This window comes from Methylobacterium sp. B1 (genome assembly GCF_000333255.1).
Taxonomy (GTDB): domain Bacteria; phylum Pseudomonadota; class Alphaproteobacteria; order Rhizobiales; family Beijerinckiaceae; genus Methylobacterium; species Methylobacterium fujisawaense.
The window spans coordinates 1-8,617 of record NZ_BACT01000840.1; the positions used below are offsets into that span (position 1 = coordinate 1).

The window sequence follows — 8,617 nt, forward strand, 5'->3', positions numbered from 1 at the left end:
GTCGGCCGTCCCGCGCAGGTCGCCCGTATGGTGCTCCCAGGCCACCGTGAGGCCCTGGACATTGCCCACGGTGATGTCCTCGAGGGCCGAGTAGCGCTGACCGAGATTGGTGCCGCCATAGGCGACCCAGTCGTCGGCCGGATAGGGGACGCCGCTCGGATCAACGGCGGCCCTCGCCTCCGCGACCTTCGGCAGGATGCCGCGCGTCTCGACCGGATCGACGAACCAGGAAGCGGTGCTCGCGGCCGCGATGAGCAGGACGACGGCCCGGAGGGCGAGCGGGCCGTTTCCGAGGCTCGGCGCCCAGGCCCGTTTGGGCGCGTCCCGCAGGCGATGCACCACGACGGGCAGGCAGAGGACCAGGCCGAGGGCGAAGATCAGGGCGCCGCGCGGGATCCATTGCCATTTGTCGAGCCCGACCTCGACGATCGTCCAGATGAAGGACGCCGCCAGAATCAGGGCATAGATCCAGAGGCCGCTCTGGCGGCGCCGGGCCAGCTGGATGCCGGAGGCCAGCAAACCGACCCCCAGGGCGAGGTAGAACGACGATCCCCCCGCGAAGGCCAGCTGCGCCCCGAAGAATGCCAGGGCCAGGCCAAGCAGCGCGAGCGATAGTGCGAGGGTTCCGAGTGCCACGGTGATCAACCTGATCCTTGAGCCAGCCGGACATGACGGCGCCGGGGGGCGACCCCGCGGCGGAGCACCGTCTGTCCGACGGCTTATGCCGGTTGTGGCTGTCCCAAGGCTGGACATGTCCCAAGGCTGGACAGGCCCGCCTGCAGGGGTGGGCCTGACGCCCGGCAGGCAGCAGAGGCAGGCAGCAGCGGCAGGCTACGGCGGCCGGATCGCCCTGGACCGCGTGCCGCCGTTCACGCCCCCGCCTTGTCCTCCGGACGCAGGACGACCCTGTCACCGTCGCGCATTGAGGCCGGCGGCCCCACGACGACGCGCTCGCCGCCGTTCAGGCCATCGCGCAACTCCAGCAGCGTGCGCGTCTGGCGGAAGATCGTGACCGGGCGCATCCGCACCACGCCGGTCCCGTCCCCGGCCGGCTCGATCATCGCCACGCGGGTCCCGTGCTGGTCGAAGATCAGGGCCTCGTTCGGCACCGTCACGGCGGGCGAGGACCGGGGGATCTCCAAAGTGACGGTGATGTAGAGCCCGGCTCGCAACGTGCCGTCCGGATTGGGGAGGTCGACCTGGGTCGCCAGCGTCCGCGCGGTGGAGAGCAGGGTCGTCGACGAGCGCGAGACCTTGCCGGGGAAGACCCTGCCGGGGATCTGCGCCACCTCGACCCTGGCGTCGAGTCCGTCGCGGACGTCGTCGGCGGCGTAGAGCGGCACGTTCACCGCCATGCGCAGCACGTCGTCCCGCGCCAGGGTCAGGAGCGGCGCGCCCGTGTTCGTGTCCGCCGTCACCGCGTCGCCGACATCGTTGTTGCGGGTGGTCACCACCCCGTCGAAGGGCGCGCGGATCTCCTCGAAGCCGGTCAGGACCTTGAGCCGGGCGACCTGCGCCTCCTGCGCGGCGATGTTGGCCTCGGCCACCTTCACGGCCGCCTTGGCGGCGTCGACATTGGCGGTCTGCGCCAGCACCCCGGCCTGGGAGGTGTCGGCGTTCTGCCGGGTCTCGACCCCGGTGCCGGCGAGCGTCGCGGTCCGCCGGTTGGTCACGTCGGCGAGGTGACGGTTGGCCTCGGCCTGGTCGACCATCGCCCGTGCCTGAATCAGCGCCGCCTGGAGCTGAAGCGCCTGCGACTGCGCCTGGACCAGCTGCTGGTCGAGGTCGGGCGCGCTGATCCGGAACAGCAGGTCGCCCTTCTTCACGTGCGTGCCGATATCGACCTTGCGCTCGACGATGTAGCCGGTCGCCCGTGGATAGAGGCCGGCGGTATCGAAGGCTTGGGTGGTGCCCGTCTGGGTCAGGCTGAAGGTGTCGGAGGCCCGGGCGGCCCGGGCGACCCGCACAGCCGGTGGCTTTGCCGCGGCAGCCGGTTCCGAGCTCGCCGCCCGGGACTGTTCCGGCCAGTGGCGGTAGCCGAGGAGACCCGCGCCCGCCAGCGCGAGCAGGGCGATCCACAGGCGGCCGTAGGACGCGGCGCGGCCGGCCTCGCCCGCGGCTGAACTGTCCCGATCCGCCATCCTCGCCCTCGGGTCGCGCCCCGTGCACCGCTCGGGCGCTCGTCCCCCAATCGGGACGCGTCTGATCGTGCATTCAAGATATAGATCGCGCGCAGGCTCCGGGCGAGATGCCGCACTGCACGATGGTGCCCCGTTGCGGATCCTCCCGGCCGGCGTCCGGTTACCCTGCGACAGAGCAGGGACCGAGTGCGATGTCCGAGATTTCCAGGCGTGCCGTCATCGCCGTCGGCGGCGCGATGGTGGCGTCCTCCGCTGCGGCGCAATCCGCCGGGCCGGCCGCGCCCCTCCCCGAGCGCCGGGGCAATGGCGCCGATATCCTGGGGCCGCAGAATAAGCCCCGGGCCGCCGAGGAGCCGTTCACCCTGGCGCCGCCCGGCACCGACCACGGCACGATGCCGAACCTGAAATGGTCGTTCAGCGACAGCCACATGCGACTGGAGGAGGGAGGCTGGGCGCGCCAGACCACGATCCGCGAGCTGCCGGTCTCGAAGGCCATGGCGGGGGTCAACATGCGGCTCAAGGCCGGCGCGGTCCGCGAGATGCACTGGCACAAGGAGGCCGAGTGGGCCTACATGATCAAGGGCAAGGCCCGGATCACCGCGGTCGACCAAGACGGCCGCACCTTCGCGGACGATGTCGGCGCGGGCGATCTCTGGTACTTCCCGGGCGGCATCCCGCACTCGATCCAGGGGCTCGCCGCCGACGGGATCGACGGCTGCGAGTTCCTGCTCGTGTTCGACGACGGCGGCTTCTCGGAGGATTCCACCTTCCTGCTGACCGACTGGCTGGCGCACACGCCCAAGGACGTGCTCGCGAAGAATTTCGGCCTGCCCGAGAGCGCCTTCGCCCGGATCCCCGAGAAGGAGCTCTACATCTTCCCCGGGCCGAAGCCCGGCCCGCTCACGGCCGACCGGATGGGCGGCTCGGGCCCGGTGCCGAAGTCGTTCAGCCACCGGATGCTGGCGCAGGAGCCGATCCGCACCCGGGGCGGCAGCGTGCGCATCACCGATTCCACGGTGTTCCCGGCCTCCGTGACGATCGCCGCAGCGCTGGTCGAGGTCGAGCCCGGGGGCCTGCGCGAGCTGCACTGGCACCCGAATGGCGACGAATGGCAGTACTACCTCTCGGGCAAGGGCCGGATGACCGTGTTCGGCTCGGAATCGAAGGCCCGAACCTTCGACTACCAGGCCGGCGATGTGGGCTACGTGCCCTTCGCCATGGGCCATTACATCGAGAATACCGGCGACACGACACTGACCTTCTTGGAGATCTTCAAGAGCCCGCGCTATGCCGATATCTCCCTGACCCAGTGGCTGGCTCTGACCCCGCATCCCCTGGTCCAGGCGCATACCGGGCTGGATGCCAAGCTGGTCGAGACCCTTCCGGAGACGAAATCCCCGGTCGTGCCGGGTTGACGCGGCCCGGAACCCGGACCGATCCTGGCGCGTCGAGTTCGAAAGACCACGCGATACATCGCGATACGTTGCACGGAGGGACCCATGCGCCCCGCATCCCGCGCGCTCCTCGCCCTGGCGCTCGCCCTCCCGGCCGGCGCCGCCCAGGCCCAGGTGCAGCAGAACGACCCGAACGCCGCCAACGCCTCGTTCGCCCTGCAGGGTCAGATCCGGGCGCTCAACCAGCAGCGGGTCTCGGACTTCAATACGCTGAACCAGACGATCCAGCGCAACGTCCAATTCGAGTCTTTCGGACCCGTCCTGCCCTATCGCGGCATCCGGGGGGGAGTCCATGGAGGCCGTCATCTCGGTCGCCACGGGGGTGGGCGGCGCGGTGGCGTCAACACGGGTGTCAACACGGGCGTCTGCATCGGCTGCTGAGCGGCCGGGATATCCGCGCAGAGCGGGGACAGCCCGAAAAAAACCTTTGCCCACCGGCAGGCTTCGCCCACAAGCTCGGTCCATGGTGGCGTGCGCATGAACATTCTCCTGATCGGCTCCGGCGGCCGTGAACACGCCCTGGCGTGGCGGCTGGCCCAGAGCCCCCTCTGCACGCGCCTGTTCACGGCGCCCGGCAATCCCGGCACGGCCCGCCATGGGACGAACCGGCCGGACCTGGCCGTCACGGACCACGCGGCGGTGGCGGCCTTCTGCACGGCGGAATCGATCGGCCTCGTGGTGGTCGGGCCGGAAGCTCCCCTGGTCGCCGGGCTGGTGGACGACCTGAAGGCTGCCGGGATCCGTGCCTTCGGGCCGACCCGCGACGCCGCCCGGCTCGAGGGCTCGAAGGGGTTCACCAAGGACCTGTGCGCTGCCTGCGGCATCCCCACCGCCGCCTTCGCGCGCTTTACCGAACTGGAGCCGGCGCTGGCTTATGTCCGGCAGCAGGGGGCCCCGATCGTCGTGAAGGCGGATGGCCTCGCCGCCGGCAAGGGCGTCACCGTGGCCGAGACCCTCGACCAGGCCGAGGACGCGCTGACCGCCCTGTTCGCCGAGCCCGGCGCCGAGGTGGTGGTCGAGGAGTGCCTGTTCGGCGAGGAGGCGAGCTTCTTCGCCCTGTGCGACGGCACGCGGGCCATTTCCCTCGGCACCGCCCAGGACCACAAGCGAGTCTTCGACGGCGACCGCGGTCCCAACACCGGCGGCATGGGCGCCTATTCCCCCGCCCGGGTGGTCACTCCGGAGATCGAGGCCCGGGTGATGGCCGAGATCATCGCGCCGACGCTCGCCGGCATGCGGGCGCGGGGCTGCCCGTTCACCGGCATCCTCTATGCCGGCCTGATGCTGACCGCCGACGGCCCCAAGCTGATCGAGTACAACACCCGTTTCGGCGACCCCGAGGCGCAGGTGCTGATGCCGCGCCTCGCCTCCGACCTCGTGCCGGCCCTGCTCTCGGCCTGCGAGGGCGACCTCTCCGGCGTAAGCCTGGAATTCGACGCCCAGCGGGCCGCCCTCACCGTGGTGATGGCGGCGGCGGGCTATCCGGGTGCCGTGGTCCGGGGATCGGTGATCCGCGGCGTCGCTGGGGCCGAGGGCGACGGGGTTCACGTCTTTCAGGCCGGCACCCGGGCCGAGGGCGGGCAGCTCCTGGCCGATGGCGGCCGGGTCCTGGCGGTCACGGCCTTGGGCGACAGCGTCACGGACGCTCAAGGTCGCGCCTACGCGGCGGTGGCCCGGATCGACTGGCCGGAGGGTTTCTGCCGGCGCGACATCGGGTTCCGGGCGGTGGCACGGGAGGCCGGAGAGGGCTGAGCGGCAGGGTCCGCGGGCGCACGAGCCCGGGCCCTCCCCCTTTTTCCGGCGCACCGCAGGCGCGCCCCGCATCGGCCGGCAGATCCGCGCCTGCACCGTCGAGGGTGCTGGTGAGCGGGTTCCGCCACGACGGGGTTGTTCCGATACAGCCGACCGCGCCCTATTCTCCAACCGCCGCGCCGGCGGGCCTCCGGTTGTCGTTGGCGCCGTAGAGCAGTCCCGGCCGCATCCCCTGCGTGCGCGAAGCGTCGTTGCCCGAGGACGTCGCCTCGGGGAGCGCGGGCGCCGCGGCGCGTACCGCGATCAGCTCCTGCGCCCCCCAGGGCTTCTGCTCGACGAGCGTGTGGCCCATGCTCCGCAGGATCGCTTGCGTGTCCGCCGAGAGCGCGAAGGGCTCGGCGTAGACCGTGTCGGGCAGCCACTGGTGGTGGATGCGCGGGGCGTCCACGGCCTCCTGCGGCGCCATGCCGAAATCCAGCATGTTGATCAGCGTCTGCGCGGTGATCGTGATGATCCGCGAGCCCCCCGGCGAGCCCGCCACCAGCGCGACCTTGCCGTCCCGCAGCACGATCGTGGGCGCCATGGAGGAGAGCGGGCGCTTGCCGGGCTCGATCGCGTTCTTCGTCCCCTGCACGAGGCCGAACAGGTTCGGCACCCCGGTCTTGACGGTGAAGTCGTCCATCTCGTCGTTGAGGAAGAACCCCGTATCGGCGGCGATCACCCCGGCGCCGAAATAGCCGTTGATCGTGTAGGTCAGCGCGGCCGCGTTGCCGGCCTTGTCCATCACCGAGATGTGGGTGGTCTCGGCCCGCTCCCGCGTCTCCAGGCCGGGATCCGGGCGGATCTCGGCGGACGGGGACGCCCGGTCCGGGCGGATCGAGGCCCGGAGCGTCTCCGCATAGGCCGGCGACAGGAGCCGGTCGACCGGGTTCGCCACGAAGGCCGGATCGCCGAGCAGCAGGTTGCGGTCGGCATAGGCGCGCCGCATGGCCTCGACCATCAGGTGCACGCTTCGCGCGGAGTTGAACCCCGCCGCCCGCAGGTCGTAGCCGTCGAGGATGCCGAGGATCTCGCAGAGCGTGGTGCCGCCCGACGAGGGCGGCGGCGCCGACAGGACGGTGGCGCCCCGGTAGCGGCAGGTCAGCGGCTCGGATTGCGTCACCGTGTAGGCGGCGAAGTCGGCCGCCGTCAGCAGGCCGCCGCCCGCCCGTGAGGCCGCCTCGACGGCCTCGGGGATCGCACCCTTGTAGAACGCGTCCGAGCCGTGATCGGCGATGGCCTGGAGGGTCCGGGCGAGGTCGGCCTGGACAAGCCGGTCCCCGGGGCGCCAGGGGCTGCCGTCCGGGCGCAGGAAAATCCGGGCGACGTTGGCCTGGGCTGCGAACAGCGTGGTGCCGGATTCGAGGATGTCGGTGTCGCCCCGGGTCAGCACGAACCCGTCCCGGGCGAGCGCGATCGCCGGCGCCATCACCCGGGCCAGCGGCAGGGTGCCGTATTCGGCCAGCGCGGTGTTGAGGCCGAGCACGGTCCCGGGCACGCCGGCCGCCTTCCAGCCGCGCAGGCTCGCGCCCTTCACCACGGTGCCGGTCGCGTCGAGATACATATCCCGGGTCGCGGCGGCCGGGGCGGTCTCGCGGAAATTGACGAAGCGGCTGCGCCCGTCGGCGGCGTGCAGCACCAGGAAGCCGCCGCCGCCGAGATTGCCGCAGCAGGGGTTCACCACCGCCTCGGCATAGGCCACCGCCACCGCGGCATCCACGGCGTTGCCGCCGGCCCGGAGGATGTCGGCGCCCACCTGCGAGGCGAGGCGCTGCGACGAGACCACCATCCCGTTCTCGGCCTCCACGGCCGGCCCCGAGGCGGCCCGCGCGGCGGGGCCGCCCAGGGCGAGCAGGGCGGCCAGGAGCAGCGCGCGTGCCGGTGCGATCATCCCTGCCCTCTCCGGTGCGGGTCCCGCGCCGCCATATAGGGGACTGCAGGCCAGAGTCGCGGCCTCCACCCTCCCCCTCATCCCGAGGCGCCGGAGCGAAGCGGAGGCCTCGAAGGAGCCTTCCAGAGGACGCTGCGATCCCTGGAGCCCTCCTTCGAGGCCCGCTGCGCGGTCACCTCAGGATGAGGCGATGGATGGGAGGCGCGTTCGCCCCGGCTCAGCCGTTGCGGAACGTGTAGCTGTAGCCGTTCAGGGCCGGGGCGCCGCCGAGATGGGCGTAGAGCACCTTCGAGCCCTTCGGGAAGAAGCCCTTCTTCACGAGGTCGATCATGCCCTGCATCGACTTCCCCTCGTAAACCGGGTCGGTGATCATCCCCTCGAGCCGGGCCGAGAGCCGGATCGCTTCCACGGTCTCCTGCGAGGGCACGCCGTAGACCGGGTAGGCGTAGTCCTCGTTGAGCACCACGTCGTCGGCGACGATGTCGCCCGCGCCGACCAGGGCGCCGGTGTTCTGCGCGATGTCGAGGACCTGGGCCTTGGTCTGGGCCGGGGTGCAGGAGGCGTCGATGCCGATGACGTTGCGGGCGCGCCCGTCGGCGGAGAAGCCCACCAGCATGCCGGCATGGGTCGAGCCCGTGACCGTGCAGACCACCACGTAGTCGAAGCGCAGGCCCATCTCGGCCTCCTGCTTGCGCACCTCCTCGGCGAAGCCGACATAGCCGAGCCCGCCGTATTTGTGCACCGAGGCGCCGGCCGGGATCGCGTAGGGCTTGCCGCCTTCGGCCTCGACCTCGGCGAGCGCCCGCTTCCAGCTGTCGCGGATGCCGATGTCGAATCCGTCATCCACGAGCTGCGTCTGCGCGCCCATGATCCGCGACAGGAGGATGTTGCCGACCCGGTCGTAGACGGCGTCCTCGTGGGGCACCCAGGCCTCCTGGATCAGCCGGCACTTCATCCCGATCTTGGCGGCGACCGCCGCGACCATGCGGGTGTGGTTCGACTGCACGCCGCCGATCGACACCAGCGTGTCGGCGCCGCTCTTGATCGCGTCCGGGACGATGTATTCGAGCTTGCGCAGCTTGTTGCCGCCATAGGCGAGGCCGGAATTGCAATCCTCGCGCTTGGCGAAGATCTCAACCTCGCCGCCGAGATGAGCCGTCAGGCGCTTGAGCGGCTCGATCGGCGTCGGGCCGAAGGTCAGGGGATAGCGCTCGAACTGTGCCAGCATCGGGTCTCTCCAGATCTCGGGACGCGCCCGGGGGCAGGAGCGGTCTCCGTCCGGCCCGGATGCATCGAGGCGAGGCCCCGAGAACGGCCGGGCCGTGAGGTCCCGGCTCCGT

At 71.3% G+C, this 8,617-nt stretch carries 6 protein-coding genes and 1 pseudogene; 3 read left to right on the forward strand and 4 right to left on the reverse strand.

What is annotated here, in order from left to right; translation table 11 throughout:
* Positions 1–636, reverse strand: a pseudogene (locus tag I53_RS24345) (membrane-bound PQQ-dependent dehydrogenase, glucose/quinate/shikimate family); the annotation flags it as partial.
* A gap of 233 nt (positions 637–869) precedes the next feature.
* Positions 870–2,141, reverse strand: coding sequence for an efflux RND transporter periplasmic adaptor subunit (locus I53_RS24350; RefSeq protein ID WP_043355573.1), 1,272 nt, complete (start codon positions 2,139–2,141; stop codon positions 870–872).
* A 191-nt stretch (positions 2,142–2,332) separates the two neighbouring features.
* On the opposite strand from I53_RS24350, the gene I53_RS24355 reads away from it, so the two are divergent.
* The 3 genes from I53_RS24355 to purD all read left to right on the forward strand — a co-directional run bounded on the left by I53_RS24355 (position 2,333) and on the right by purD (position 5,347).
* Positions 2,333–3,556: an oxalate decarboxylase family bicupin gene (locus tag I53_RS24355; RefSeq protein ID WP_043355575.1), complete on the forward strand. Its 1,224-nt coding sequence runs from the start codon at positions 2,333–2,335 to the stop codon at positions 3,554–3,556.
* A gap of 84 nt (positions 3,557–3,640) precedes the next feature.
* Entirely contained in the window at positions 3,641–3,976 is a 336-nt protein-coding gene (locus tag I53_RS24360) for a hypothetical protein (protein WP_043355576.1), read from the forward strand.
* A 96-nt stretch (positions 3,977–4,072) separates the two neighbouring features.
* Positions 4,073–5,347 (forward strand): phosphoribosylamine--glycine ligase, encoded by a 1,275-nt coding sequence (gene purD / locus I53_RS24365; protein WP_043355577.1) that lies wholly within the window; start codon positions 4,073–4,075, stop codon positions 5,345–5,347.
* Between the two features lie 160 nt (positions 5,348–5,507).
* Here the strand turns inward: purD and ggt are convergent, their stop codons facing one another.
* Both ggt and I53_RS24375 read right to left on the reverse strand, forming a co-directional pair.
* Positions 5,508–7,277, reverse strand: coding sequence for a gamma-glutamyltransferase (gene ggt, locus I53_RS24370; RefSeq protein WP_043355579.1), 1,770 nt, complete (start codon positions 7,275–7,277; stop codon positions 5,508–5,510).
* A gap of 217 nt (positions 7,278–7,494) precedes the next feature.
* Positions 7,495–8,505 carry a 1-aminocyclopropane-1-carboxylate deaminase gene (locus tag I53_RS24375; protein ID WP_043355580.1) on the reverse strand — a complete coding sequence of 337 codons (1,011 nt, stop codon included), beginning with the start codon at positions 8,503–8,505 and terminating at the stop codon, positions 7,495–7,497.
* Positions 8,506–8,617 lie beyond the last annotated feature (112 nt).